Origin of the sequence: Cobetia sp. 1CM21F (genome assembly GCF_023161745.1) — a bacterium.
GTDB lineage: Bacteria > Pseudomonadota > Gammaproteobacteria > Pseudomonadales > Halomonadaceae > Cobetia > Cobetia amphilecti.
In genome coordinates this window covers 1,277,149-1,303,355 of record NZ_JALNTQ010000001.1, presented here as the reverse complement: position 1 = coordinate 1,303,355, position 26,207 = coordinate 1,277,149, and the positions used below count along the sequence as shown (strand labels likewise).

21 protein-coding genes are annotated in these 26,207 nt (G+C 61.8%); 6 read left to right on the top strand and 15 right to left on the bottom strand.

Annotated elements, in window-relative coordinates; translation table 11 throughout:
* Positions 1–25: 25 nt before the first annotated feature.
* From MSG32_RS05255 to can, 6 genes are all read right to left on the bottom strand, one after another.
* A complete protein-coding gene (locus MSG32_RS05255; protein WP_248378299.1) occupies positions 26–1,105 on the bottom strand; it encodes an oligopeptide/dipeptide ABC transporter ATP-binding protein in 1,080 nt (359 codons plus the stop codon).
* On the bottom strand, positions 1,102–2,154 hold the full coding sequence (locus MSG32_RS05250) for an ABC transporter ATP-binding protein (protein WP_082388765.1): 1,053 nt from the start codon (positions 2,152–2,154) through the stop codon (positions 1,102–1,104). The genes MSG32_RS05255 and MSG32_RS05250 overlap by 4 nt, the downstream gene beginning before the upstream one ends.
* 20 nt (positions 2,155–2,174) lie before the next feature.
* Complete coding sequence (locus tag MSG32_RS05245; protein ID WP_052384673.1) at positions 2,175–3,158, bottom strand: ABC transporter permease; 984 nt, start codon at positions 3,156–3,158, stop codon at positions 2,175–2,177.
* Positions 3,155–4,201, bottom strand: coding sequence for an ABC transporter permease (locus tag MSG32_RS05240; RefSeq protein ID WP_054556671.1), 1,047 nt, complete (start codon positions 4,199–4,201; stop codon positions 3,155–3,157). The genes MSG32_RS05245 and MSG32_RS05240 overlap by 4 nt, the downstream gene beginning before the upstream one ends.
* Before the next feature lie 325 nt (positions 4,202–4,526).
* The gene (locus MSG32_RS05235; RefSeq protein ID WP_107334799.1) at positions 4,527–6,122 is read right to left on the bottom strand and encodes an ABC transporter substrate-binding protein; all 1,596 of its coding nucleotides are present in this window, start codon (positions 6,120–6,122) and stop codon (positions 4,527–4,529) included.
* 958 nt (positions 6,123–7,080) lie between these two features.
* Positions 7,081–7,734 carry a carbonate dehydratase gene (can, locus tag MSG32_RS05230; protein WP_043334249.1) on the bottom strand — a complete coding sequence of 218 codons (654 nt, stop codon included), beginning with the start codon at positions 7,732–7,734 and terminating at the stop codon, positions 7,081–7,083.
* Between the two features lie 383 nt (positions 7,735–8,117).
* On the opposite strand from can, the gene gorA reads away from it, so the two are divergent.
* From gorA to MSG32_RS05210, 4 genes are all read left to right on the top strand, one after another.
* A complete protein-coding gene (gorA, locus tag MSG32_RS05225) occupies positions 8,118–9,506 on the top strand; it encodes a glutathione-disulfide reductase (RefSeq protein ID WP_248378287.1) in 1,389 nt (462 codons plus the stop codon).
* A gap of 513 nt (positions 9,507–10,019) precedes the next feature.
* The gene (locus MSG32_RS05220; protein ID WP_054556669.1) at positions 10,020–11,009 is read left to right on the top strand and encodes a TAXI family TRAP transporter solute-binding subunit; all 990 of its coding nucleotides are present in this window, start codon (positions 10,020–10,022) and stop codon (positions 11,007–11,009) included.
* Between the two features lie 516 nt (positions 11,010–11,525).
* Complete coding sequence (locus tag MSG32_RS05215) at positions 11,526–14,108, top strand: TRAP transporter permease (protein ID WP_248378285.1); 2,583 nt, start codon at positions 11,526–11,528, stop codon at positions 14,106–14,108.
* A gap of 376 nt (positions 14,109–14,484) precedes the next feature.
* Positions 14,485–15,891, top strand: coding sequence for a PhoH family protein (locus tag MSG32_RS05210; protein WP_043334244.1), 1,407 nt, complete (start codon positions 14,485–14,487; stop codon positions 15,889–15,891).
* A gap of 229 nt (positions 15,892–16,120) precedes the next feature.
* Here the strand turns inward: MSG32_RS05210 and MSG32_RS05205 are convergent, their stop codons facing one another.
* The gene (locus MSG32_RS05205) at positions 16,121–17,086 is read right to left on the bottom strand and encodes a DNA-binding protein (protein ID WP_248378283.1); all 966 of its coding nucleotides are present in this window, start codon (positions 17,084–17,086) and stop codon (positions 16,121–16,123) included.
* A gap of 515 nt (positions 17,087–17,601) precedes the next feature.
* Between MSG32_RS05205 and MSG32_RS05200 the strand changes: the two genes are divergently transcribed.
* Positions 17,602–18,843, top strand: coding sequence for a site-specific integrase (locus MSG32_RS05200; RefSeq protein ID WP_348983956.1), 1,242 nt, complete (start codon positions 17,602–17,604; stop codon positions 18,841–18,843).
* 112 nt (positions 18,844–18,955) lie between these two features.
* Positions 18,956–19,387, top strand: coding sequence for a SufE family protein (locus MSG32_RS05195; protein ID WP_248378281.1), 432 nt, complete (start codon positions 18,956–18,958; stop codon positions 19,385–19,387).
* A gap of 212 nt (positions 19,388–19,599) precedes the next feature.
* Here MSG32_RS05195 and MSG32_RS05190 read toward each other — a convergent pair whose 3' ends face one another.
* From MSG32_RS05190 to MSG32_RS05155, 8 genes are all read right to left on the bottom strand, one after another.
* On the bottom strand, positions 19,600–20,334 hold the full coding sequence (locus MSG32_RS05190; protein ID WP_248378279.1) for an RES family NAD+ phosphorylase: 735 nt from the start codon (positions 20,332–20,334) through the stop codon (positions 19,600–19,602).
* Positions 20,331–20,732 carry an MbcA/ParS/Xre antitoxin family protein gene (locus MSG32_RS05185; protein ID WP_052384668.1) on the bottom strand — a complete coding sequence of 134 codons (402 nt, stop codon included), beginning with the start codon at positions 20,730–20,732 and terminating at the stop codon, positions 20,331–20,333. The genes MSG32_RS05190 and MSG32_RS05185 overlap by 4 nt, the downstream gene beginning before the upstream one ends.
* 149 nt (positions 20,733–20,881) lie before the next feature.
* On the bottom strand, positions 20,882–21,163 hold the full coding sequence (gene yidD, locus MSG32_RS05180; protein ID WP_248378277.1) for a membrane protein insertion efficiency factor YidD: 282 nt from the start codon (positions 21,161–21,163) through the stop codon (positions 20,882–20,884).
* A 37-nt stretch (positions 21,164–21,200) separates the two neighbouring features.
* Positions 21,201–21,647, bottom strand: a complete 447-nt coding sequence (gene hisI, locus MSG32_RS05175; protein WP_248378275.1) for a phosphoribosyl-AMP cyclohydrolase — start codon at positions 21,645–21,647, stop codon at positions 21,201–21,203.
* 97 nt (positions 21,648–21,744) lie between these two features.
* Positions 21,745–22,569, bottom strand: coding sequence for a metal ABC transporter permease (locus tag MSG32_RS05170; RefSeq protein ID WP_043334239.1), 825 nt, complete (start codon positions 22,567–22,569; stop codon positions 21,745–21,747).
* Positions 22,570–22,647: 78 nt separating this feature from the next.
* The gene (locus MSG32_RS05165; RefSeq protein WP_248378273.1) at positions 22,648–23,478 is read right to left on the bottom strand and encodes a metal ABC transporter ATP-binding protein; all 831 of its coding nucleotides are present in this window, start codon (positions 23,476–23,478) and stop codon (positions 22,648–22,650) included.
* 112 nt (positions 23,479–23,590) lie between these two features.
* Positions 23,591–24,769 (bottom strand): zinc ABC transporter substrate-binding protein, encoded by a 1,179-nt coding sequence (locus tag MSG32_RS05160; RefSeq protein ID WP_248378271.1) that lies wholly within the window; start codon positions 24,767–24,769, stop codon positions 23,591–23,593.
* A gap of 76 nt (positions 24,770–24,845) precedes the next feature.
* Positions 24,846–26,183 carry a dihydroorotase gene (locus MSG32_RS05155; protein WP_248378261.1) on the bottom strand — a complete coding sequence of 446 codons (1,338 nt, stop codon included), beginning with the start codon at positions 26,181–26,183 and terminating at the stop codon, positions 24,846–24,848.
* Between the last annotated feature and the right edge of the window lie 24 nt (positions 26,184–26,207).

Sequence of the window (26,207 nt, the reverse complement as noted above, 5' to 3'; positions counted from 1 at the left end):
CATCACTTCCGTCACTGCCATCACATCAGTCGATGCGGCCTTCTTCCACGGCGTGGCAGGCGACCTGACCAGTTTCCGTGGCGATCAGGCGCGGAATCTCCGTGCGGCAACGCTGATTGGCATGCGGACAACGGCCATGGAAGACGCAGCCCGAAGGTAGATTGACCGGCGTCGGCACCTCGCCCTCGAGGCGAATGTGATTGGGTTTGTCATCGTGCAGACGCGGGATCGCCGACATCAACGCCTGGGTGTAGGGGTGACGCGGGCGGGCGAACAGTGAACGGGTGTCCGCCAGCTCGCACAGCGTGCCCAGATACATCACCGCGACACGGGTGCCGAAGTGCTCGACCACGGCCAGGTCGTGGGTGATGAACAGATACGTCAGGTTGCGTTGCTCCTGCGCCTCCATCATCAGGTTGAGCACCTGCGCCTGGATCGACACGTCCAGCGCCGAGATCGGCTCATCGGCGACGATGAATTCCGGGTCCACCGCCAGCGCACGGGCGATCGAGATACGCTGACGCTGGCCGCCGGAGAATTCGTGGGCGAAACGCTTGCCCCAGTCCGGGTCGATGCCCACCGAGCGCATCACCTCCTCGATCTTGTCGCGCACCTCGCCATCCTTGAGCGTCGGCTGATGGAAGCGCAGCGGCTCCTCCAGCGTCTGCTGGATGGTCATGCGCGGATTCAGCGACGCATAGGGATTCTGGAAGATCATCTGCATGCGACGGCGGTAGGGCAGCAGGTCCCGCGGGGCCATATTGTCGATGCGGGTGCCGTCAAAACGGACCTCGCCACCACTGGGCTTGAGAAGCCCCATCACCGTGCGCGCGACCGTCGACTTGCCACAGCCGGATTCCCCGACCACGCACAGCGCCTCACCGCGTTTGACGTCCAGCGTGACGCCATTGATGGCGTGCACGTATTCCTGCTTGCGACGCAGGCGACCCTTCTCGAAGGTCAGCTGTTCGAGAAAGTCGCCGGACAACGAGAAGCGCTTCTCGAGATCACGAATTTCCACCAGGGTTTCGCCAAGCTCGGCGCTATCCACACAGGTGGGAGCCTGGGAGGAGGACTGAGCGTCCTTCAGAATTGCCGCGCTCATGCGTTCACCTCCGTGCGGTGGCTGTCAGTGGGAGTGGCGCCATTGCCGTTGGCATCGGTGATGATCGGGGTCCAGCGCTCGCCGGCCACCATGGCATCGACCATATGACAGGCCACCTTGCAGTTGCCGGAGTGGGCAAAGGCCGGCACCTTCTCGAGGCAGATGTTCGCCGCGAAATCACAGCGCGGATTGAAGGCACAGCCGGCCGGAATCTTGGTCAGGGTCGGCATCGAGCCACGAATCTGGTTCAGACGGCTGCCCGGAGTGGCCATCTGGGGCAGGGCGTTGATCAGCCCCTGGGTGTAGGGATGCTGAGCATCATTGATGATCTCGCGGGTCGGCCCCTGTTCGATGACGCGCCCGGCATACATCACCAGGGTGCGCTGGGTGACCTGGCTGACCACGCCCAGGTCGTGGGTGATCAGGATCAGTCCGACGTTGTGCTTCTCGCACAGCAGCAGCAACAGCTCCATGATCTCGGCCTGGATGGTCACATCCAGCGCGGTGGTCGGCTCATCGGCGACGATGATGTCCGGGTCCAGCAGCAGCGCGATGGCGATGATGATGCGCTGACGCATGCCGCCGGACAGCTCATGGGGGTACTGATCGAGGCGCTTTTCCGGTGAGGGAATGAAGACCTGATTGAGCTTGTGCAGGGCGATGGCGCGCGCATCCTTGCGCGAGATGCGCCGGTGCGCCTTCAGGCACTCGATCATCTGCTCGCCGATGGTCAGCACCGGATTGAGCGTCATCATCGGGTCCTGGAAGATCATCGAGATGCGGTTGCCGCGAATCGACTGCATCGCCTTGGGCTTGAGGGTATTGAGCACTTCGCCATCGAACTTGATCTCGCCGCCGGCGATGTAGCCGGGCTTGGCGATCAGATTCAGGATGGTGAAGGCCGCGACCGACTTGCCGGCCCCCGATTCACCGACGATTCCCAGACGCTCACCGCGTTCCAGGGTGAAACTGACATCGCGCAGGGCGCGCACCTCACCGCCTCGCATGGCGAAGCGGACGTCGAGGTTGTTGACTTCAAGTAGTGCCATTGTCTTGACTCCTCTCGGCTTCAGCCCTTGTAGAGACGCGGGTTCATGACATCACGCAGCCAGTCGCCCAGCAGGTTGATGACCAGTACCAGCACGATCAGCACGCCACCGGGGATCAGCGTGATCCACCAGCTGCCTGACTGCAGGTAGTCGAAGCCGGACTTGATCAGTGACCCCAGCGACGGCTGGGTCTCCGGCATGCCGAGACCGAGGAAGGACAGCGCCGCCTCCGAGATGATCGCGTTGGCGATCTGCACCGTGGAGATGACGAAGATCGGCGACAGGGTGTTGGGCAGGATGTGACGGAACATGATGCGACGGGAGCGGAAGCCCATTACCCGCGCGGCATCGACGTATTCCTTGTTCTTCTCCGCCAGCACCGAGGCGCGGACGGTACGCGCATACTGCGGCCATTCCGCCAGCCCGATGATCAGGATCAACAGGATCAGCGCGTAGTCCGAGAAGGCGGCGCCGCCGAAGGTCGCCTTGATGATGGCGCCCACCACGATGGCCACCATCAGGGTCGAGAACGACAGCTGGATATCGGCCATGCGCATCAGGAAGGCATCGATACGCCCGCCCAGATAGCCCGCCAGTAGCCCGAAGGTCACGCCGAGCAATGCCTGCAGGATGACCGCGCCGAAGCCGATCAACAGCGACACGCGCGTGCCGTAGAGAATGGTGGAGAGCAGATCACGCCCCTGGGCATCGGTGCCCAGCAGGAAGGCCGGATCACCGCCCGCCATCCACGCCGGCGGCAGCTCCGAATTCATGATGTCGATGCTGGCCAGGTCATAGGGATCAGCCGGGGCGATCCACGGCGCGAGGAAGGCCCCGAGCACCATGGCGATGAACACCAGCAGACAGGCCTGAGCCATCCAGTCACGCTTGAAGCTGTAGACCAGGTAGGACTCACGGAAACGCTGCCAACGGCCGGGGACCACGATGGAGCTGGTCTTCGGGGTGACGGGCGCGTTGCTCGATTGGGTATTGGATTGGCTCATGCCGGTTTCCCCGCAAGCTTGACGGTGGGGTTGACCAGTCCGTAGATCAGATCGACGAGGGTGTTGGTGATCACGAAGATCACGCCGACCATCATCAGGTAGGCCACGATCAGCGGGATGTCGGAGCGGGTGATGGCCTCGAGGAACATCAGGCCCATGCCCGGCCACTGGAAGACGGTCTCGGTCAGGATGGTGTAGGCGACCATGGTGCCGATCTGCACGCCGCCGACGGTGATCACCGGCAGCATGGTGTTCTTCAGTGCGTGCAGGAAGTAGATACGCTTGAGGCCGATACCCTTGGCACGCGCGAACTTGATGTAGTCCGACTGCAGCACTTCCATCATCTCGGCACGAATCAGGCGGATGAACAGTGGCAGCATGATCGAGGCCAGCGAGATGGCCGGCAGCACCAGGTGCCAGAGGCCATCGGCGGTGAAGAAGCCGCTCGACCAGGTGCCCGCGACGTGTACCAGCTCACCACGTCCGTAGGAGGGCATGCCGCCATCGGTGGACAGCATGCCGTTGAGGACACTGCCCCAGGTGGTGTCGCTGGGGAACCAGTCCACCGTCACGCCGATCGCGAACAGCTGGATCAACACGATGGCGGTCAGGAAGACCGGCACCGAGATACCGATGATCGAGGTACCCATGAACAGGCGTGACAGCCAGTTGCGCGGGCGAATCGCCGCGAACACCCCGATGGGCGCCGAGAGCAGGATGATGATCAGGCTCGAGGCCATCACCAGTTCCAGTGTGGCGGGCAGGTGCTTGAGAATCACCTCGGTCGCCGGCTGCTTGTAGAAATACGAGTTGCCGAGATCGCCCTGCAGGGCATTGCCGGCAAAACGCAGATATTGGGTGATGAAGGGGTCGTTGAGGCCCATTTCATCGCGCATGACTTCACGCTGGGCTTCCGACACGGCCTGGCCGGTCATCTCGCGCAGCGGGTCGCCCAGGTTGTCCTGGATGGCGAAGCTGATGATGCTGATCACGAACATGACCAGTACGGCGTGCATCAGGCGTTTGATCAGAAAGGCAATCATGGATCGCCACCTTCCTCGTGAACATCACGGTCTCGCGCGCGTCGGCCCTATCCATGCTGGCCGATCACGCTGGGTGTCAGGTATCCCGCCTGTCGCTGGCCTGCCATCGGGCACAGGCTCCCCAACCCATCACCGACAGGCGATGACCAAGGGGGAAGAACAGGCGGGGGTAAGTCGTCGCGTTCAGGTCAGCAGGGCAACCAGAGAGTTCGCTTAGGCTATCTCCGGTTGCCTGACTTGCCTGTCGCGAGGGGTGCGTGGCCAGGAACATGGCGCTGAACGATGCAAGGCGGTTCAGTGCCTGTCCCTCACTCACGCGGCGGGATCACTCCTGGTCGATGACCAGATCCCCCAGGTACGGGAAGTTCATCACGTTGAGGACCGGCTCGATGTTGACGCCATCACGCGCGCCCCAGGCCAGGTTCTGCCAGTGCAGCGGCACGAAACCGGCATCGTCGTAGACGGCTTTCTCGGCGGCCTGCAGCATCTTGGCGCGCTTCTCTGTGTCGGTCTCCAGGTTGGCCTCGGTGACCATCTTGTCGACGTCCGGATTGCAGTAGTTGCCGGAGTTGTACTGACCGACACCGCTGTCGGCATCCGGGCAGAAGGTCAGGAATTCGAAGAAGTTGGCACTGTCTTCGGTGTCCGAGTGCCAGCCGATCATCATCATGTCGGCCGCGCGCGCATCATATTCCGGCCAGTATTGGGCCTTGGGCAGGGTCTTCAGATCCACCGTGATGTTGATCCTGGCCAGCATCGAGGCCACGGCCTGGGCGATCTTGGCGTCGTTCACATAGCGGTTGTTGGGCGCCATCATGCTGATCTCGAAGCCATCCTCGTATCCGGCTTCCTTCATCAGCTCCTTGGCCTTGGCCACGTCATAGCGCGGGGTCAGCTCGGGGTTGTGGCCCTGATAGCCATCCGGCGACATCTGGGCGGCGGGGGTCGCGAAGCCTTTCATCAGCTTCTGGGCGATGCCTTCCTGGTTGATGGCGTAGTTGACGGCCTGACGGACGCGCTTGTCCTTGAAGGCTTCGACACGCTCCTGGTTCATCTGGAAGGTGATGATGCGGGTGCCGCCCATCTCGACCAGGTGCACGCCGTCTTGCTTGCGAATGCGTTCCAGATCGGTCGGCGGTACCGGCGCGATGAAGTCCATGTCGCCGGAGAGCAGTGCCGCGACACGCGTGGCGTTTTCCTTGATCGGCGTCAGCACGATGTCATCGACGTTACCCGGCGACTCGGTATCCCAATAATCCTCGAAGCGCTCGAAACTGATCTTCACGCCCTGCTGACGGTCCGCGACCTTGTAGGGGCCGGTGCCGGACTCGTTGCGTGAGGCGAAGGTGTTGGCCGCCTTGGCGATCTCATCCTTGGCCTTGCCGTCTTCGGTCTCACCGGAATAGAACGCGCTGTCCATCGGGAAGATGTAGGTGGCGGCATTCAGCACCAGCGGGAACGGCTTGTCAGTCACCAGATCCACGGTGTAGTCATCGACGGCCTTGACGTCGGTGAACGGCGCGAAGATGGCCTTGAAATCGGCACTCTTCTTGAGGCGCTCGATGGTCCAGACCACATCCTTGGCGGAGAAGTCATTGCCGGAGTGGAACTTGACGCCTTCGCGCAGGTGGAAGCGCATGGTGTTGTCATCGACACGCTCCCAGCTCTTGGCCAGGCGGCCATCGAAGCCGAGGTCCTTGTTCCAGCGAATCAGCGGATCGTAGACCATGTGCGACAGCTGCAGGGTGCCGCCGGAAAGCTGTTCGTGGATATCGAGGGTCACGGGGTCAGCGTCGTAGGCCATGCGCAGGGTGACGTCTTCGGCCATTGCCGGAGCCGCCATGGCCAATGTCGCGCTGCCGATCAGCGCACACAGGGTCTTCTTGGGCAAGAAAGACTGGAGGGCATTCTGACGGGTCATGAGCATCCCTTTGCTTGTGTAGTTTGATTGTTGTTGTGGCGATCCTGCGCGGCTGTCGAGGCAGACACGCAGGATGCGTTCTAACAGTAGAGAGTCACTTGGTCGCGGGACAATCGAAATGTTGAGTAGCCGGATGCAGGTGGTGAATAGCCTTTTCCTGACCACGCAACGTCATCCAGGCTGGTGCAGGGCGCGAGATCGATGAAGCGACACCCCGGATGTCACACGGCAACGCCATCTCTCTCATCAATAACGCCGCGAGCTGAGGAAGCTTTCTCTCAGGGCAATACGGAGCGATTCAGCACTGCCATATGCTGGGCAAGCCGCCGTGACACTGGTCTGCCTCGTTCACGCTGCAAGCCTTGATGACAAGTCAATTCCAATAGAATCAACTATTTGAAGAAACATTGATGATAGAGGTCTGGGGGAATTCTCGGGCGCTGCATGGCCGTGGTGTGTATCAGTTCCGTCAGCCGACGGCGCCTGATTGAGAGACATTGCGTACGCTGAATAGCGCCAATCCGGCTTCACGCCACCTGGCGATAAACAGACACCATCAGCGGCAGAAAAGCCGCCAGGATAGGCAGTGATTTTCCAATGCGTGCAGTCTCTGCACTTGATTGGTGCGCCTAGCGTTCTGCGACCAAAGTTGCGCCTCAGAGGCCCTCCACGAGGGCCTGCAGAGTCGATCCTGCGCTGTAAAATCCCCTAACGCTGCGCTGAAAACACGTGAAAGACTTTCCAGCGCCGGTGACTGCCAGGCCTGATTCCATTCAATAGACGCCAAGGCAGTCGATGCAGGAAAGCACTGACAGAGGGAGTAAAGGCGCTGGAGGGTCGGTCTTGATAAGAGGGAGGCCTGAAACGCGACGCGCCTCCCGGGTGGGAGGCGCGTTGGAGGGCGCTGATGTTGCTACCGGCATCCTGCAGTACCGGCAGCTTGATCAGGTCGGCCTGATCAGTCCTGCTGCGGCAAAGGCTCGATGCGGTCCACACGATACAGCTGCGGCACCTGTGACAGGTTGCTGATGGTGCAATCGAGGTTGTTCACTCGACCATCGGACAGGCCGTAGACCCAGCCGTGCACTTCCAGCTTCTGACCGCGCTCCCAGGCACGCTGCAGGATCTTGGTTCTGGCCAGGTTCTGCACCTGAGAGCGGACATTGAGTTCACACATACGGTCGACCTGCTCATCCAGCGGCAGGTCCTTGAGCTCGTCATAGTGCAGGTTGTAGAGCTCACGCAGGGTGTGCAGCCAGTAGTCGACCATGCCATTGTCACCGCCGGTGATCGAGGCACGCACGCCACCACAACCGTAATGGCCGACGATCATGATGTGTTCGACCTTCAGGACATCGACGGCGTACTGGATCACCGACAACGCGTTCATGTCGTTGTAGTGGATCAGGTTGGCGACATTGCGATGAACGAAAACTTCGCCGGGCGGCAGGTCGATGATCTGGTTGGCCGGTACGCGGGAATCCGAGCAGCCGATCCACAGAAAGTCAGGATTCTGCTGGTCCGAGAGGCGCTTGAAGAACTCAGGGTCGCGCTCGGTCATGGATTCAGCCCAGACCTTGTTTTGCTCAAGCAGCTTTTCGATATTGCTCATGGCAGGGAGACCACTTTTTCAAATGACGGGGGCAGGGGACGGTTGTCGCACAGGGGCGTTGGCCGTGGTGCCTCTCGGGCGTAGAGCCTCTTGGCTCAGGCCAACAGGCAGTCATTCACGGCAGTGTCAGGCAAGACGTCAGAGCGCTAATGCTACGAGCAACAATGTTACGCGCCCGCGGAGCGCTTCGCCAATGACGGTGCAAGCCCCTGTGCCAGCACGTTGTAACTTTTGTCTAACATGCTTGTTGGACATATTTACCGTGTCAGAGGCCACAGGGTCAACCTGAAGGCCGATACGCGGGTAACCGTGCCCAGCGACACGGGACTCCCGAGGCCGCGCGAGTCCTGATACCATGTGGCCAATTCATCAAGGAGATTCCCGTGACCGATCAGACCCATCAGCCTGCGACAGGCCAGTTTGACTTCGACCTGTTCGTCATTGGTGCCGGCTCCGGCGGCGTTCGCGCTGCCCGGACCGCCGCCGCGACCGGCGCCCGCGTTGCCGTGGCAGAAGACCGCTACCTCGGCGGTACCTGTGTCAATGTCGGTTGCGTGCCCAAGAAGCTCTACTCCTACGCTGCCCACTACCATGATTCCTTCAAGGACAGCGCCGGCTTCGGTTGGGATCTGGGCGACGCCCCGCGCTTTGACTGGGCGACCCTGCGCGATCGCAAGACCGCCGAGATCTCTCGTCTGAATGGCATCTATCGCAATCTGCTCAACAATTCCGGCGCCACGCTGATCGAAGGCCGTGCCAGCATCGCCGATGCCAACACCGTCGTCGTCAATGGCGAGCGCCACACCGCGGCCAAGATCCTGGTCGCCACCGGTGGCTGGCCGTTCCTGCCGGACTTCCCGGGTCGTGAACATGCGCTGGATTCCAACCGCATCTTCGATCTGGAAAGCTTCCCGAAGCGCTTCTTCGTCATCGGTGGTGGCTATATCGCCGTCGAGTTCGCCAGCATCTTCAATGGTCTGGGTGCCGAGACGCACCTGAGCTATCGCGGCGACCTGTTCCTGCGCGGCTTCGACAACGAAGTGCGCGAGTTCACGCGTGACGAGATGGCCAAGAAGGGCGTCAACCTGCACTTCAACACCACGGTCGAGTCCATCGACAAGCAGGACGACGTCTACAGCGTGCGCCTGAGCGATGGCCAGGTGCTGGAAGTGGATTGCATCCTCGCCGCCACCGGTCGCAAGCCGAACATCGAAGGCCTGGGGCTCGAGAATGTCGATGTGGCGCTGAATGTCGATGGCACCGTGCGCGTCAACGAGCGCTTCGAGACCACCACCCCGTCCATCCTCGCGCTGGGTGACATCATCGGCGGTCCGGAACTGACGCCGGTGGCACTTGAAGAAGCCATGCACCTGGTACGTGCGCACTTCGGCGACGGCGTCGTGGGTGGCCTGGACTACGACAGCATCGCGACAGCGGTATTCTGTCATCCGAACATCGGTACCGTCGGCCTCAGCGAGGAAGCGGCGCGCGAGAAGTTCGACAGCATCCGCGTCTACACCGCTGACTTCCGTCCGCTCAAGCACACCCTGTCCGGCAGCGATGAGCGCAGCCTGATGAAGCTGATCGTCGATGACGCCAGCGACAAGGTCGTCGGCGTGCACATGGTCGGTGATGAAGCCGGTGAGATCATGCAGGGCATCGGCATCGCCGTGCGTGCCGGCCTGACCAAGGCCGACTTCGACCTGACCGTGGGCATTCACCCGACGGCAGCGGAAGAGTTCGTCACCATGCGCAGTGTCACGCGCACCTGACAAGCCAGTCGCGAAGACGGCTCGTCGAAATGACTGAGCTTCGAAACAGAACGTCGAAAACAGAACGCCCCACGGCCTTGCCGTGGGGCGTTCTTGCATGCGTCTTCTGCGTGCTCCCTGGGGAAAATCAACTGCGAAAGGGGAGTCATGGTTACTGAGTAACGGTGCAGGTTACACAGTCAGCAGCAGCGACTATCAGAATCCGCGCTGAAATTTGCACGCAATGAGGAAGTGGCAATCCTCGTGTGGCGGGGGACAAGTCGTTGTCTGCGCAGTTCACTGCCAACACCTACACCTTTCGTAGCATAAAGCATGACAAGCTGGTACTCGCGCACTTCAGCTATGCTAGTCTCAGTGCAGCGTTATGCACCTCAAATTACTGAAATATCAGCCATGTGGCAGTGGATAAGCCTGAAAATCGGCCTGTTTCACACGCGATACAAGCAAGGGCCTGGCCGGTATCGAGGTGCACGACGGCAAGACCAATAACAAGCCAGCAAAGGGAGTTTCAACATGACCATGATCAAGAAGTCGCTGACAGCGGCGGTCGCGACCGCAGGTCTTGGCCTGATGGGGATCTCCGGAGGCGCCAGCGCCGCCGAGCAGACCTTCGTAACCATCGGCACCGGCGGTGTAACAGGCGTTTACTATCCGGCTGGTGGTGCAATCTGCCGCTTGGTCAACCGTGGCAAGGCCGAACACGGCATTCGCTGCAGCGTCGAGTCCACGGGCGGTTCCGGCTACAACCTGAACAGCATCCGTACCGGCGAGCTGGACATGGGCGTTGCCCAGTCTGACGCGCATTACAATGCTTATGAAGGCAAGGGCGATTTCGAAGACTTCGGCCCGAACAAGGACCTGCGTTCACTGTTCTCCCTGCACCCGGAACCGTTCACCGTCGTCGCCCGCAAGGACAGCGGCGTGACCGAGTTCGACCAGCTGGAAGGCAAGCGCATGAACATCGGCAACCCGGGTTCCGGTCAGCGCTCGACCATCGACACTCTGCTGTCCTCGCAGGACAAGGACACCAGCGTGTATTCCGTGGCCTCCGAGCTCAAGGCCTCCGAGATGTCTTCCGCACTGTGTGACAACAAGATCGACGGTTACGTCTACGTCGTGGGTCACCCGTCCGGCTCCATCAAGGAAGCGACCACCACCTGTGACGCGAACATCGTCAATGTCACCGGCGACGCCGTCACCAAGCTGGTCGAAGAGAAGCCTTACTTCTCCGTCGCGACCATCCCGGGTGGCATGTACCGCGGCAACGATGACGACGTGACCACCTTCGGTGTCCGCGCGACCATCGTCTCCAGTGCCGAAGTCGAAGACCGCGTCGCCTATGAAGTGGTCAAGGCCGTGTTCGACAACTTCGATCAGTTCCAGCGCCTGCACCCGGCGTTCCAGGTCCTGAAGAAGGAAGAGATGGTCAATGCTTCCCTGACGGCGCCGCTGCACGATGGCGCCAAGCAGTACTACAAGGAAGCTGGCCTGCTGAGCGAGTGATATGCCCTGCGCGCCTCGCCTGCGAGGCGCCGTGCATGAACGCTCACCCTGCGCTCAGGGATCCGAGCACAGGGAGCACAGGGAATTCCCGGAGACCGCACTCGTTGCGGTCTCCGTGCTTGTGGAAAGTCTGCATTCCCGGGCGGCCACTTAGGTCGTGCAGGAAAAGGTCGAGCAGGAAAGGGCCAACCAGGAAAAGGCCAAGCAGGGAAAGCACAGCAGAGACACCCGCCGTCATTGCGCAATCAAGACTTGCCTGCGAGTGGCAAGTGGCGTGACGGCAGCCGCAGCATGGACAAGCGTGACCAGGCAAGGTCTCACGCTCGTCACGAGCCTAGCTCGCTGCCCGTTCAGGAAATTTACGCCCTGATCGGGTGAATCAATGGAAACATCTGTCAGGCCGGACATACTGAAGACGTAACCAGCTTGATAAGCATGTGGTTGAGCAGGGCCTTCTGGTCGAGCAAGAAGGTGACCTGTCAGCCATCGCCTGACTCGCGTACCGGATCACAAAAAATGACCAAAACCCAAACTGCAGCAACGTCTCAGGCGCCAGACGCCGAGACGCATCATGATGCTGAAGTCCTCGAGATGCTGGAGTCGGAAACCGGCGGCCGTCATCCCGTGGGCTTCGTGGGTCGCCACTTCATGTGGCTGATTCCACTGGCATGGTCGTTGTTTCAGCTTTACCACGCCTCGCCGCTGTCACTGCTCAATTCCGACACCGCGCGCGCCGTGCATCTCTGTTTTGCCATCTCGCTGGCCTTCGTGGCGTACCCGGCCTACAAGGGTGCTCCCGCCAATCGCATTCCCCTCTATGACTGGGCCCTGGCGATCTTCGCCGTGGCGGGTGTCGCCTATGTGCTGATCTTCAGTGATGAACTGGCACGTCGCGCTGGCGCCTATACCACCGTGGACCTGGTGTTCTCGGGGATCGGCCTGGTCCTGCTGCTGGAAGCCACACGGCGCGCACTCGGGCCGCCCCTTGCGGTCGTCGCCAGCGTCTTTCTGCTCTACAGCCTGTTCGGCGCCTACATGCCCGATGTCATCGCGCATGCCGGGGCCAGTCTCAACAAGCTGCTCGGCCACCAGTGGCTGACCACGGAAGGGGTATTCGGGGTCGCGCTCGGCGTTTCCACCGACTTCGTCTTCCTGTTCGTGCTGTTCGGTGCCTTGCTGGAACGCGCTGGCGCCGGCAACTACTTCATCCGCATGGCCTTCTCCATGCTCGGCCACATGCGGGGCGGACCGGCCAAGGCCGCCGTCGTCGCCTCTGGCCTGTCCGGCATCATCTCCGGCTCCTCTATCGCCAACGTCGTCACCACCGGCACCTTCACCATCCCGCTGATGAAGAAGGTCGGCTTTCCGGCCACCAAGGCGGGCGCCGTGGAAGTGGCCGCGTCCACCAATGGCCAGCTGACGCCGCCGATCATGGGCGCCGCGGCCTTCCTGATGGTCGAATACGTCGGCATTCCTTACCTTGACGTCATCAAGCATGCCTTGCTGCCGGCATTGATCTCCTACATCGCCCTGATCTACATCGTGCACCTGGAAGCGTGCAAGGCCGGCATGGAAGGCCTCAAGCGCACCCAGAAGACCAGCATGATCGCGACCTTGCTGACCTTCCTGACCGTCTTCATCGGCATGGGGATACTCACGCTGGTCGTCTACTACGGCATCGGCTGGATCAAGACCCTGGCGGGGGATGGCGCGGTCTGGATCGTGCTGCCGCTGCTGCTGGCCTCCTATGTGGCACTGATCGCCTATTCAGCACGCTTCCCGGAACTTGGGGAAGGCGACATCGATGAACTGCCGCCGGTCGGCCCGACCGTCAAGGTCGGTCTCTACTTCCTGCTGCCGGTCGTGGTGCTGGTGTGGTGCCTGACGGTCGAGCGCATGTCACCGGGGCTGTCGGCCTTCTGGGCCGTGCTGTTCATGATCTTCATCACCGTGACCCAGCGTCCGCTGGTGGCCATCTTCCGCAAGGAAGGCAATGTCGGCGGCGCCGCGCAACGCGGTGGCGAAGACCTCTTCCATGGCCTGGTGATCGGCGCCAAGAACATGATCGGCATCGGCGTGGCCACCGCGGCGGCAGGTATCGTCGTGGGCACCGTGACCCTGACCGGGCTGGGCCTCAAGATGACCGCCTTCGTCGAGTTCATCTCGGCCGGCAACCTGATGCTGATCCTGCTCTTCACCGCCGTGATCAGTCTGATTCTGGGCATGGGCCTGCCGACGACCGCCAACTACATCGTCGTCTCGACGCTGATGGCACCGGTCATCGTCAATCTGGGCGCGGAAAACGGCCTGATCGTGCCGCTGATCGCCGTGCACCTGTTCGTGTTCTACTTCGGGATATTGGCCGATGACACGCCACCGGTGGGGCTAGCCGCCTTCGCGGCGGCCGCGATCGCCAAGGCAGACCCGATCAAGACCGGTATCCAGGGTTTCACCTACGATATCCGCACCGCGATCCTGCCGTTCATGTTCATCTTCAATACCAACCTGTTGCTGATGAACATCGACAGCTACTGGCACCTGGCGATCACGGTGGCCTCGGCCGTCGCGGCGATGCTGGTCTTCGCGGCAGCGACGCAAGGCTACTGGCTGACGCGCACGCGCTGGTACGAGACCATCGGCCTGCTGCTGATCACCTTCACGCTGTTCCGTCCGGGTTACTGGTGGGACATGATCTATCCGCCCACCACCATGGCCGCGCCGCAGCAGATCGAGACGCTGATCGCCGAAGCGCCGGTGGACAGCAAGCTGCCGATTCACGTCTCGGGCGTCAATCTGGACGGCGACGAGGTCTCCAAGACCGTGTTGCTGCCGGTCTCTGACGCCGAGAGTGGCGAAGCCCGTCTGACCGATGTCGGCCTGACGCTGGATATCAGCGACGAGCAGGTACTGGTCAGCATGATCGAGTACGGCAGCGTGGCGCAGCAGGCCGGCATCGATTTCGACTACACCATCGATGGCATCCAGCAGACGGCTGAGCGTCCGCCGAAGGAAATCGCCATGCTGCCGGCACTGGCATTGCTGTGGCTGATCGGCTTCCTGCAGGTACGTCGACGTCGTCAGCAACCCGCTGTTGCCTGACGCCCAAGCGCTATCCGCGCGACAAGATAGCGTTTCAGCGCCAACCCTCACGGCGGATGCCGTGAGGGGATAAACAAAAGCCGCCCCCGAGATGCTCGGTGGGCGGCTTTTTCATGCCTGTGGCGCTGTCTTATACCTGAGGCGCTGACTTTGCCTGCGGCGCGGCTGGCTCTCTCTGCTGCCAGGTGGCGCTGCTCAGCATGATGCTGTCAGGCACCAGGCAAGAGGGCATTTCATGAGGGAGCAACAGTATGCGCCTACCTTGCGTGACCTGTCTGCAAGGCTAGCGTGAAATATGAACGCGTTTTTGCAACACGATCGACATATTCATCATGCTAGCTTCAAGGGGCACACTCCAACGGAAGGCATGTCGCCAATGGTAAGAGTCGAGAAGCAGTCCCGTCGTCTGTACGTCCTCGATACCAACGTGCTGATTCACGACCCCTCAGCCCTGTTCCAGTTTGACGAGCATGATGTCGTCATCCCGATGACGGTGCTGGAGGAGCTGGACAAGCACAAGAATGGCAACAAGGAGATTGCCCATACCGCCCGCCAGATCAGCCGCACGCTGTCCGATCTCACCGCGGATGTCACACCTCAGGAAATCCTGCGTGGAATTCCGCTCCCGCCTTCCATGAATGGCGCGGGCAACCTTCACTTCCTCTCCGGCCATGTCGATCAGAGCGACGCCTGCGCCGACAATCGTATTCTCGCCGAGACTCGCAGCCTGTCTGCACGCTGTCAGGACGCCTCGGTCATCCTGGTGACCAAGGACATCAACCTACGCATCAAGGCCGCCGCCCTGGGCATGGCGGTGGAAGACTATCTGACGGATCGCGCCTTCACCGACAGCGACGCCATGATCGAGGGCGTCAAGCTCTTTCATGAGGCCGGCCACGACGGCCAGGGCGTCTGGGACGACATGCAGGTCGATGTCACCGTCACGCGCGAGCACCATCGCACCTTCTATGAGCTGTCAGGCCAGATGCCCAAGGACTGGTACCCGGGCATGCTGATCGCGGATTGCGATGGGGATGATGGCGCCAGCTTCGAGGCCATCGTGCGCGAGCTGGAGCACGACTATGCACGCCTGGAAGTGCTGCAGAACTATCGCAACGAGCGCAGCGCCTGGGGGGTGAATGCCCATGACAGTCGCCAGAACTTCGCCCTCAACCTGCTGATGGACGACAGCGTCGACATGGTGTCGATCGCGGGCAGTGCAGGCACCGGCAAGACCTACATGACGCTGGCTGCCGCGTTCGAGCAGACACTGGAGAAGAAGCGGTTCGAGCGCATCATCTTCACCCGTGCGCCGATCGCGATGGGCGAAGAGATCGGCTTTCTGCCCGGCACCGAGGAAGAGAAGATGTCGCCGTGGATGGGGGCCTTCCACGACAATATGGACAACCTGCTGCGCAAGGAGGGAGAAGGCACCAGCGCCTGGAACGAGGAGGCCACGCGCGCCTGGATCGGCAATCGCGTCCAGATTCGCTCACCGTCCTTCATGCGTGGTCGCACGCTGAGCGACACCTTCCTGATCATCGATGAAGCCCAGAACCTGACACCCAAGCAGCTCAAGGGGCTGCTGACACGGGCGGGCGCCAACACCAAGGTGGTACTGCTGGGCAATGTGGGCCAGATAGACACTCCCTATCTGACCGCCAACACCTGCGGCCTTGCGGTGGCAGTGCAGCGCTTCAGCTCGTGGCCGCATGCCAGTCACGTGACACTCAAGTGCGTCGAGCGCTCACGTCTGGCGCTGGTCGCGGAAGAGCTGCTGTGAGGTGTGCGCCACACTTTGACAATCTGATAGTCACCCGATGGCGTCGCCATCACGACACTGACGGCTCTGATATCACGAGCTTGCTATCACGAGATTGACATCACGAGAATGAGAACTCGACAGCACTGACAAAAAACGCCGCCCTGATGGGCGGCGTTTTCGTGTGAATTACGTCATGTCAGTCACGGAGTTCACGCCGCAAGTGCGTGGCGATCACTCGACAAGGCTTTCAGCATACGAAGGGCGGCAAGGGCGCAAAGGCCAGGCGTTCCTTGAGCAGCTTGTTCTCATGCGTCAGCTGCCCCAGCTGGGCCTCCAGGCGTGAGTATTCCGCCGAGGAGTGCTCCAGCTGCGCGCGCATGTCCTTGAGCTCCGTCTCGCGCTGCTGGCGAGCCGAGGTCTCCTCAAAGCGGCGACGCTCTTCTTCCTGCAGCTGCTTGCGTTGCTCGGCCGCCTGGGCATCGAGACGCTCGACGCGCTTCTCGAGCTGCTCCTGACGGCGCCGATGCTGCTTGTCGAGCTCGCTCTTCTCGAGGCGCGCATCATCCAGCATCTTCATCAGGCGCGTTTCACTGGCTTCATGACGCGCCTCTTCCTGCGCCAGACGCTCCTTCCACTCGCTTTCCTGTGCCTGAATCGCCTGCTGATGACGCTCATGGTCCACTTCGCGCGTGCGCTCCATGGCCGCGATATCTTCCTGGGCCAAGGTCAGACGCTTTTCGAGCTTGTCCTGCAGCTGCTGCCAATGCTCCTGCTCATTGGTCAACGTCGCCAAGGCCTGCACGCGCTCTTCAAGGCGCGCCTGCACCTGGGCCAATTGCTCGGACAGGGCACTGAGACGCTGTTCGGCATCTTCCGCGCGGCGCTGTGCCTGCGCTTCGGCCTCACGCGCCTCGACGGTCTGCTTGTCCGCTTCCTGGCGATAGTGCACCAGGCTTTCATTGGCCAGTGACTGCGCCTCCTTCCAGACCGTGGCCAGGGTCTCGGTGAGACTGTCAGGCATGGCCTGGCTCAGCGGCTCATCACGCTTCTCGGCGCGCCGCTGGCGCCAGTCACGCAGGTGATCGCTGATGGTGGTGAAGCTGCCAGTCCCCAGCACTTCACGAATCTTCTGCACGCTCGGGGCCTCGCCCCGTGCCATCAGTGACTCGATGGCTCGTTGTACATCCTCGTACTGGACGCCAGTGCGCGCCATGGGAATCTCCGTCCGTAGTCCGTCATTGATACGTAGTCTGTCATTGATACGTCGTCAGTCGTTGCTGCTTGACCGCCATTACGCCACGAAGCGCGGCCAACTACCACTCTCCAGCACGCGCTCTCATACACGCAAAGGCAGCGGATGAGGTGCGCCATCTGGCGAGAGCGTCAGCGTGGATGCCGCTCGCCTTCTTCTGCCGTCAGCCTGTCATCAGCATGGCGCCTATCTTAGCGATGTTTTCTGACAAGATAAAGATAATTACATATTACGTAATACGTAATTTACGATACGGATAGAGCTATAAATTCATGATTACGCGCCTTATCTTGAATTATCATGGCCATAACGTCACAATCATCCCCGAGGACAGGCCAAGCCTGGACAGAACAGGGAAGGACAGAGCAGGAAAGGGCAGACAAGAGAAGGACAGGGGCGCCACAGAGCGGCGCACGCCTCATATGACGCGCCAGACGGGCGATATACAGTCGAGAGGCAGCAATTGGAGTTGATCGGTGGAAGAAAGCACACATGACGGCATTACGGCGCTGGTCGGGCATCTGGAGGGTGAGCTATCCAGAGCGCAGCAGCATGCCCAGCTGACGGCCGCTGATGATCGCTCACTGATTCGCGCCCGCACGGATGTCGAAGCCGTGGCCGCCTGGCTCAACGAATATCGTCATAGCGCTCAGACGCTGCGTGCCTATCGCAAGGAAGCGGAGCGCCTGCTGCTATGGCTCAAGGCCGAGGGAGAGCAGGGCAGAGAATCCGCCCTGGCCAGTCTGGATCGCGAACGCCTCGAGCACTTCGAGGCGTTTCTGGCCGACCCTCAGCCTGCAGAGGTCTGGATCGGCAGCGTGCGCGCCCGCAAGCATCCGCAGTGGCGACCCTTTCGCGGCCCGCTGGCCCCCGCCAGCCGCCGTCAGAGCCTGGTGATCCTGCAGGGCATGTATGCCTGGCTGATCGAGGCCGGCTACCTGTCACGCAATCCGTTCCGCCTGATGCGCGACAAGCGCCGCATGGACAACCGCACGCTGCGCATCGAACGCTATCTCGAGCGCCCCTTGTGGGACTGGCTGTGGGGGCGTATCGAAGCGCATTGCGAGGAGCTGACACCGCTCGGTGCTTCACCTGAGGGCGGGGTGTTCCGCGAGCGCTTCGTGGCCGAGCGCCAGCGCTTTCTGTTCGCATTCGCCTACTTGATGGCGCCGCGCATCGCGGAAATGGCCGCCGCAAGGATGGGCGATATCGTCAAGCGGGAAGGCCAGTGGTGGTGGCGGGTGATAGGCAAGGGCGCCAAGCTGGCCGAGATTCCGCTGCCGCCGCCGATGCTCGAGGCGCTGGTTCGCTGGCGACGCCTGCGCGGGCTCAGTGATCTGCCGCAGGCACTGCCCGCCGACGAGTCGCTGCCGCTGCTGGCACGCCTGGATGGCATGACAGCGCTCGGCGACAACCAGCTCTACCGCTTGATCAAGCAGACATTCACACAGGCTGCCGCTGACATGCGCCAGCGAATCCAGAGTCCCGGCGATGCCAGCGAGCTGATGGCACGCACCCTCGATCAGGCAAGCCCTCACTGGCTGCGCCACACCGCGATCACCCATCAGGCACAGGCCGGGGTAGAGCTGCGCTTTCTGTCGCGCTCCGCCAGACACTCGCGACTGGATACGACATCGCGATACCTGCACGCCGAAGACAGCGAGTGGCAGCAGCAGATGGCCAGACATTCGCTGGCGACGCCAGAACACGACTCATGAGCGCTGCTACACGCGCTCATGCCTGAAGGCGCCGTGCGTCCGGCGAGGTCAGGCGTTATCATGGCGACAGCGTATCTTCAGACACTTTGCAGTGACATCATCGGGAGTCAGCATGAGCGACGCGCAACAAGCGCAGGCGGAACTGGTCGAGGAATTCAGCTTCTTCGACAACTGGATGGACCGCTATCAGTACATCATCGACATGGGCAAGGCGCTGCCGGAATATCCGGAAGCCCTGAAAGGCCCTGAGACCAAGATCGACGGCTGCCAGTCCAACGTCTGGATTCATCCTGAAGTGCGTGGCGAAGGCAGTAAGCAGCGCCTGCATTTCCAGGCGACATCGGACGCCGCCATCGTGGCAGGCCTGATCGCCGTGGTGCTGCGCATCTACAACGACCGGACGCCGCAGGAAATCGTCGCCACCCAGCCGACCTTCCTCAATGAGCTCGGCCTCGACAAGCACCTGTCGCCGACGCGATCCAATGGCCTGCATGCGATGCTCAAGCGTATCTACGGCGTCGCCGAGCTGCACGCCAACGCCTGAGGCCTGGCGTTTTAGCTCTGATTCTTCAGGTCTTGTGCTTCAGATCTGAGCCAACACGAGTAACGCAAGACGCCCGCCATTCCAGTCTCGAGATTTCGAGCGGAATGGCGGGCGTCTTTTTTTTGTGTCTTTCTAAATAATTTCTCAGGGCTTTCTCACCCAGGGCGTTCTCAGGCTAATTTCAGACTGTTCAGCAGGGCGCCTGCACGCTCTCAGCGATGCTCGCGCACTTCCAGCACATGGGTCATGGCCTGATGCTGACCATCCCAGACATAGCGCAGATGCGGCCCCTGAATGGGAATGCTGACCGCCGGCGGGCGCAGAATGGCCGCGCACTCGGCGCTTGCATCCACCTCAGCGTGGCGCACGCTGGGGTAGAGCAGGCCGAAGCTGCCAGCCTCCCGCAACCTGGCAGCAAAGGCCTGGCCGGCAGGGTAGCTGGCCATATCTGGCTGACAGAGGGCGTCATGGCCCTCGCGGATGTCATGCAGTGGCTGCGTCACGCGATTGACGTAGCTGCGCATGGTCATTTCCTGACTGGGCTGCGCGGTATCGGCCAGAAAGCGCGCCATGTGGAAGCGGGTCTCGCTGATCGCGGTATCCAGCGTACTGGCGCAGTAATAGACCCCGAAACTGCCATCGGTGAAGCGCGAGGCACGCCCGATGTGCGTGAAGGCCGCCATTACCGGCGTGGAGCCCGGCCCACTGATGCGGTCTTGCGGCGCGACACGGCTCAGCTCGCCGGCTTCTTCGCGCAGGCGGTCATTGGTCAGCGCCTCGATGGCAAACGCCATCTCCAGCTCATCAGGCTCGAGAATATCCTCGAATACCGAAATGGGCGGGAAGGCGCTGGAGATCACGCGCCAGGCGTTCTGCCAGTCCGGCAGCGTCAGCGCGGGCAGGGCGGAGTCATCGACATGCTTGCCTTCGCTCGTCCATTCGCTCATCCACGCACTCCGTCGAGATAACGGCGAGTGTCGGCCAGCGAGACCACCTGACCGGCCAGCATGTAGTCCAGCGCACTCTGGCCATTGAAGGGCGCCGCCCGATTGGGGCGCCGCACCCATTCATGGGCCATCTCGGGCGTATTGCTGAACAGGATGCGCAGGGCCTTGTGGATCCCCATCACGTAGGAGATACGCTCCAGGGTGTCGTTGGGCAGGCGCACTTCCGGCAGCTTGCGATACTTGTGATAGGTGGTGGTACCGATGCCCCCCAGCAGCACGCGCTGATCCGCCGCGCTGCACTGCCACTTCTCCATGATGTTGAAGAAGGACTTGAGGGCAACGCGGCCCGCACTGGGGCTGGTCGGGGACACACGATCGAGGGCGGCTGCGGTGGACATGACATTCTCCTGCTGACAGACGATGACGTCACAGCTGACGCCATACACATGTGAATAATAACACAGAAACACTTCACATGCGCACAGCCAGCCGCAAGACTCCGCCGCTCGCAGGGCACTCGACCCAGTCACTCACAAGGCGTATGCCCTCAAGGCCTGGGCGCGTCGTCCTGATCATGCGCATCACAGCAGCTGGCAGACGAGGCGTGATCCTTGCGCGGTGGCACGGGGTCCACGCCACCCGGCCCACCCAGTGGGTGACAACGTGACAGACGCCTGGCCGTGAGCCAGCACCCCATGAGGGGCCCATGCACCTTGATGGCCTCCAGTCCGTAACTGGAGCAGGAAGGATAGAAGCGACAGCGCGGCCCCAGCAGCGGGCTGAGCACCAGCTGATAGCCGCGCAGCAAGCCGGTCAGCAGGCGCGTCATGACCGACGTCACGCCGCGCCTGAGGGAGTGGCGACGTTCAGGCGTTGCCATACAGGGTGTTCGGATCAATGATCGGTGCATCGGTAATCTCGGCACCTTCAGCATCCAGGCGCCAGTAGAAGCAGCTCTTGCGGCCGGTATGGCAGGCAGGGCCCGTCTGATCGACCTTGACCAGCAGGGTATCGCCATCACAGTCCAGATGCGTACTGACCAGCTTCTGCTGTTGGCCCGAGCTCTCGCCCTTGCGCCACAGCTTGCTGCGCGAGCGTGAGAAGTAGCACACGCGACCGGTGGAGAGCGTCTCGCGCAGGGCTTCGGCGTTCATCCACGCCATCATCAATACCTCGCCGCTGTCATGCTGTTGCGCGATGGCGGGAATCAGGCCGTCGCCATTCCAGGGCAAGGCAGCGATCAGCGCCTCCAGCGCGACCTTCTCGCCGACGTCGGCATTCTCCAGCGACTTGAGCAGTCCATCCTGTGCCATTGAGGGTGTTTCCTTGCAGAGTTCATATCGAAGCCCCCTCAAGCGTCATGTCACGCTGGCAGGGGCTCACGCAGTATTCAATATCACAAGCCGCGAATCAGCGACGCAGTCCGCCACGGGCGCTGCGCCAGATGAGCGACAGCAGGTAGGCGACACCGGCCACCAGCACGATGGTCGCGCCGGCGGGCAGGTCGAACTGCCAGGAGAGCGCCAGGCCGCCGGTGGTGAAGGCCATGGCCGCCAGACTCGCGATCACGATCATCATGCCCAGTGAGCGGGCATGATGACCGGCAAGCGCGGCAGGCAAGGACAGCAAGGCCAGCACCATGATCAAACCCACCGCCTGCAACAGCAGCACGACGGTGATCGCCACCATCACCAGCAGTAGCAGGTAGAGCGTCTTGACCGGCACGCCCCGCAGACGCGCGAACTCTTCATCGAAGATCACCGCGGTCAGCGGGCGATGCACCAGCAGCAACACCAGTGCCAGGCCTCCCACCATCCAGGCCAGGGTGCCGATGGCATCCGCGGGCACCAGCAGCAGATTGCCGAACAGATAGCTCATCAGGTCGACCTTGTAACCCGGGGTCTGACTGATGAACAGGATGCCGGTGGCCATGCCGATGGCCCACAGCGCACCGATGACGGTGTCTTCCTGATCAAAGCCCTTGAGGCTGATGTAACCGATCAGCAGGGCGGCGAGAATGGCACTGATGAAGGCGCCGACCAGCGGGCTTGCGCCCATGAAGTAGGCGATCCCCATGCCGGCAAGCACGGTATGGGCGATACCCCCGGCCAGATAGCCGATGCGGCGTACCACGACATAGGGGCCGACCAGACCGGCCGCAAGACTGGCCAGCAGACCGGCGAAGAGGGCGTTCTGGAGAAAATCCTGGCTGCCCAGGGCGGTGATGAAATTCATGTAATGTAAGCCTAGAGCGCAGAGCGGGCGACGTGAAGGAAGTGAAACAGGCCAGACGGACAGTCACTGGCCGCGACATCAGTGATGGTGATGGATCATCTGGACGTTTTCACCATAGAGCCGCTCGATCGATTCAGCGGTGAGCGTCTCGGTGTCATGGACGATCATCTTGCGGTTGAGGCAGGCGACCCGATCGACGTAGTCGCTGATGAAACCGAGATCGTGACTGATCACCACCACGCTCATGCGGTTGGCCAGCCGATTGAACAGCTCGAACAGGGAGCGCTCGCCGTCGCTGTCGACACTCGCGGTGGGCTCATCCAGCAGCAATAGCTGAGGCTCGGCCGCCAGGGCGCGGGCGATCAGCACACGCTGCAGCTGACCGCCGGAGAGGGCATCGATATGCCGACGGCGCAGATGACTGATGCCGACTTCCTCCAGCACCGCACCGATCGCCTCACGGTCCGCGCGTGGCCAGGGTCCCCACTGACGACGACGCCCCTGACGCCCCATCAGCACGACATCTTCCACGCGGATGGGAAAGCGCTTCACGAAGTTGGCAAACTGCGGCACATAGCCGATATGGCGCGCGGCAGCCTTGGGCGAGCGCCCCAGCACACGGACACAGCCAGCCGCCGGCTTGTGAAGACCGAGTATCAGCTTGAGCAGCGTGCTCTTGCCGCCACCGTTGGGCCCGATCAGTCCCACTATCTCGCGCGCGCCGACCTGAAAGTCGACATCGTCAAGAATGACCTGCTCGCCATACCGGAAGGTCACGCCGCGAATATCAATGGCATCCGGTGCATCTGCCGGCACCGGGCGAAAGACCGGTCCGACACTGCGCCCGGTGGCTGACGCCTCCGGATGGCTGTCCGTGCGCGGGTGCGCAACGGAGATGGGGCTGACCATGACGTAAGGTACCTCGTTGCAACGCAGACGGGCGCATGAGCGCCCGTCTGACTTTTCGATGGGGCAGGGCATTGTGCAAGAACAGACGATATGCGCAATACCCGGCCGGCAATTACTGGCTGTCAGTCAACTCGAAACCCGCCTTCAGCGCTTCGGTGGCGTGCTTCAGGTTGTCGAGATAGTCCTCTGCCAGCGGGTCCAGCACGGCCACTTCGGCCTCCAGCGAGCTGGCGATCCGCTTGGCCGCCGTCTGGGAGAACTGCCCCGAGACGAAGATGGTGCCGATGTTCTCATCCTTGGCACGCGTGATCAGCGTGGCCATCTCGCGCGGCGTGGGCTCACGGCCACTGACTTCAATGGCATGCTGCTCGAGCGAGTAGCGGTCCGCGAAGTAGCCGAAGCTGGGATGGAAGATCAGGAAGTTGCGGCCCTTGTAGGGCGCCAGCGTCTGAGCGATCTGCGCATCCAGCTCGCTCAGGGTCTTGAGCAGACGCTGCTCATTGGCATCGATCTCGCCGGCATGCTGCGGCAGGCGTGCCTCGAGCACCTCGGCGGCACGCTCGACGACGGTCTGCATGCGCTGCGGGTCCAGCCAGAGGTGGGGGTCGGCTTCGCCGAGGTCCTCATCCTCGTCATACTGGGCACCATGCTCATGATGATCAGCATGCTCATCGTGGTGCTCGGCGTGATGTTCTTCGTGACCTTCGTGCTCGCCGTGATGCTCGCCGTGTTCATCATGGTCGGCATGATCGTCGTGCTCATCATCGTGATGCGCGCCGTGATGCTCATCATGCTCTTGCTCATGAGCATGCGCTTCATCATGCCCATGGTCATGCGCCTCACCACTGCCGAAGTGGCGTGTGTTGAGCCCCCCTTCCAGATGCACGACCTGCATCTCGGCGTTGTTCTTCACCAGGCGCGGCAACCACACCTGCTCGAAGGGCACGCCGATGGCGAGATAGAGCGGAACCGTCGACAGCTCGGCCACCTGGCGCGGGGTCGGGTCGTAGGCGTGCGGGCTGTCGCCCGGCTTGACCAGCGTGGTGATCTCGACATGCTCACCGGCCAGCTGATCGACCATCCACGCGATGGGCGGCACGCTGACGGCCACATGCAGAGGGGCGCTGTCCTGGGCGTGGGCGGCAGGCGTCGCGAACGCGGCAAGCGCGCCCAGCACACTCAGCGGCAGGGCACGCGCAGCCCGCGGACCCAGCGTGCGCTGGACCCGGGACAGCAGCTTTTCACACAACACTTGGCGAGACGACAGGGGAGAGCCCGCATGCATACTCATGACACCACTTCCTTTGCTAGTGATCACGGCATGATGCGGGCAGGACGTGCCGAGAACCGGCACGCCAGGACCGCCATCAGCCGCGGTTGAACGAGAGTCGCTGGCCGTTGGCCACCGGATTGACGGTCTTGCCGTCATAGGCTTTCACGCCGTTGACGAAGGTCGCATCGATACGCGCCTTGAAGGTCACGCCATCGAAGGGGCTCCAGCCACACTTGTAGAGCACGTTGTCACGCGTGACGCTGGTCTCGCCATTGAGGTCGACCAGCACGAGATCTGCGAAGGCCCCTTCACGGATGTAGCCGCGATCGACGATGGAGAAGCGATCCGCCACGTTGTGGCTGGTCTTCTGCACCAGGGTCGCCAGGTCATAGATGCCGTCCTGTACCTGATCGATCAGTGACAGCAGGGCATGCTGCACCAGCGGCAGGCCGGAAGGCGCCTTGAAGTACGGGTTCTGCTTCTCTTCCCAGGTATGCGGCGCGTGATCGGTGGCGATGATATCGATACGGCCATCCATCACGGCAGCGCGCAGGGCGGCGCGGTCTTCGGCGGTCTTCACTGCCGGGTTGCACTTGATCAGGCTGCCACGGGTGTCGTAATCGGCGTCGCTGAACCACAGGTGGTGCGCGCAGACTTCGGCGGTGATCTGCTTGCCCTTCATCGGGCCGGCCTTGAACAGCGCCATTTCCTCGGCGGTGGTCAGGTGCAGGACATGCAGCTGGGTACCGTTGCGGGTCGCCAGGTCGATCGCCAGACGCGAGCTCTTGATGCAGGCTTCGCGCGAGCGGATCAGGCCGTGTTCGGAGAAGGGCACGTCTTCCCCGAAACGCTCACGCCAGCGCGCCTCGTTCTCGAGAATCATCGGCGTGTCTTCGCAATGCGTGACGATGGGCGTCGGTGCATGCTTGAAGATGCCTTCGAGAATCTCCGGATCATCGACCAGCATGTTGCCGGTAGAGGCGCCCATGAAGATCTTGATGCCGCAGGTCTGGTTCGGATCCAGCGTCTTGATCGCTTCCAGGTTGTCGTTGCTGGCACCCAGATAGAAGGCGTGGTTGGCATGGGCACGACCGGCCGCCACGGCAAACTTGGCTTCCAGTGCATCGCTGTCCAGGGTCGCCGGCTTGACGTTGGGCATGTCGAAGAAGGTGGTGATCCCCCCGGCCACGGCAGCGGCAGACTCGGTGGCGATGTTGCCCTTGGCGGTCAGGCCCGGCTCACGGAAGTGCACCTGATCATCGATCATGCCCGGCAGCAGATGGCGGCCGGCGGCATCAATCACTTCACGTGCATCGAGGTGAGACAGGTCGCTGCCGATGGCGTGAATACGCCCGTCCTTGATGCCCACATCCTGAGTGGAAATGGTGCCTTCGTTGACGACTTGAGCCTGTGAGATGCGGATGTCCAGCATGTGACGTCCTCCGTGGGAAGCAAA